1 protein-coding gene is annotated in these 1,694 nt (G+C 48.8%); it reads right to left on the reverse strand.

All coding sequences use genetic code 11. The features are described 5' to 3' along the window. A partial coding sequence (locus KJS69_RS29305) for an IS1182 family transposase (protein ID WP_213587772.1) occupies positions 1-1,679 on the reverse strand: 1,679 nt, incomplete at its 3' end. Between the last annotated feature and the right edge of the window lie 15 nt (positions 1,680-1,694).

The following is a 1,694-nucleotide window of genomic DNA, read 5'->3' on the forward strand; positions in this document are numbered from 1 at the left end:
GCGAGGCGGATGCCTGCTACTTTCAGTAAATTGTGGGCCAAAGCCACAATCCCGAACTCCGTGTGAACCTTTTCCAGGCCCCGCAAGGAAAACCGTCGGAACGACCGATTGCCCTTGATGTGACCAAACACGCTCTCCACCTCCACTTTACGCCGAGCATAGATTGCGGATTTCTCGTCATCCTCAAGGGCTGTTTTCGCTTTCGCCTTCAACTCTTCCCATACCGTGTTCCAGTGTACTTGACGATTGCCTTTTGCTTTTGTACATTTTGACTTGAATGGACAATCGCTGCAGTCTTCACATTCGTAAATCTTAAAGCTCTGCTCCAGACCTGAACTCGTCTTTTTCATCTGGTACTTTTTGAACCGAACATATCGGCCATTCGGGCAGATAAAACGATCATCCAGCTCTTCATACATCCAATTCGATGCATGTCGGATGTCCTTTTTGTAGCGCCGAGTTTTCTCCTTCATGTAGTTGCCATAGGGAATGAGAAAATCAAAGCGTGGCTCTTTTTCTTCGCCCACGGCATACAAATAGTTTTCCTCACTGCCATATCCAGCGTCCGCAATGACCGTTTTGGGCATCGGCAAAGAAGACGCTGCAAGCCGCTCCATATGCGGAATGAAGCAGCGCGTATCCGTGGGCCGCTGATGAAGGCTGTAAAACAAAATGAACTGGTTTTCGGTTGCCATCTGTATATTGTAGCCAGGCTTAAGCTGGCCATTTTTCATGTGGTCTTCCTTCATGCGCATAAACGTCGCATCCGGATCCGTTTTGGAATAACTATTGCGATCACCGAAGCAGGCCTTCTGCGCATCATATTTAGCAAGTCGGGGAAGGAAATCTTCACGAATGAGCTTCAGCGGCTTCTTCAAGGCACTGCGCTGCTTTCGCAGCTCCTTCCGCTCTTCACTGCTGCTTTCCCCGGCGATTTTCTCCGTTACCCCTTCGATTTTCTCCTCCAGTACAGCCGCCGCGGCTTCTAATTGGGCAGGGAGTTCTTCCGGCTTTGCCTCTTCATACTCACCAGCTTCCTGGTGCGTGATTGCATGAATATGCTGAAGGGTCGCCTGCACCTTTGCTTTGAGTTTTTCCTCGAAGTGCAGCGTAGACTTTTTCCACACAAAGGAATACTTGTTGGCATCGGCTTCAATCTTCGTGCCATCTAGAAAGTACTGCTCCATCGTGATGTAGTTGTCCGCAATGAGCTTCCCAATCATCGTTTCAAACAGCTCGTCCATGAACGCTTTCATGCGCACGCCACGGAAGTCATTCAAGGTGCGGAAGTCGGGTTGCTGCATCGCAGCCAGCCACATCGCCGGAATGTTTTCTTGCAACAGCTTTTCGATGCCGCGGCAGGAGTAGACTTTTTGTGAGTAGCCGTAAAGAATCACCTTGAGCATCATTTTAGGATGATAAGAACTGCGGCCACCACCTGCATAGTGAGCAAACAACTGATGGTCGGGGATCGCATCTATCATCTCATCAATGACACGGGCCACATGGTGTGTGGGAATATACATTTCCAGATCCAGAATCATCTGGGCCTGTTTGTTGTCGTAGGCTTTGAAGGTAGGCGCAAGATTTCGTTTGGAAACCACCTTTTCTTCCATTTCTTCTAGAGGAAGTGTCAGTTGCATGGTATAATGATCATTAGTAGTCGTCAGATTACGCATAAAAACCGTCCCTTC

Source organism: Paenibacillus sp. J2TS4 (assembly GCF_018403245.1).
Lineage (GTDB): Bacteria > Bacillota > Bacilli > Paenibacillales > NBRC-103111 > Paenibacillus_L.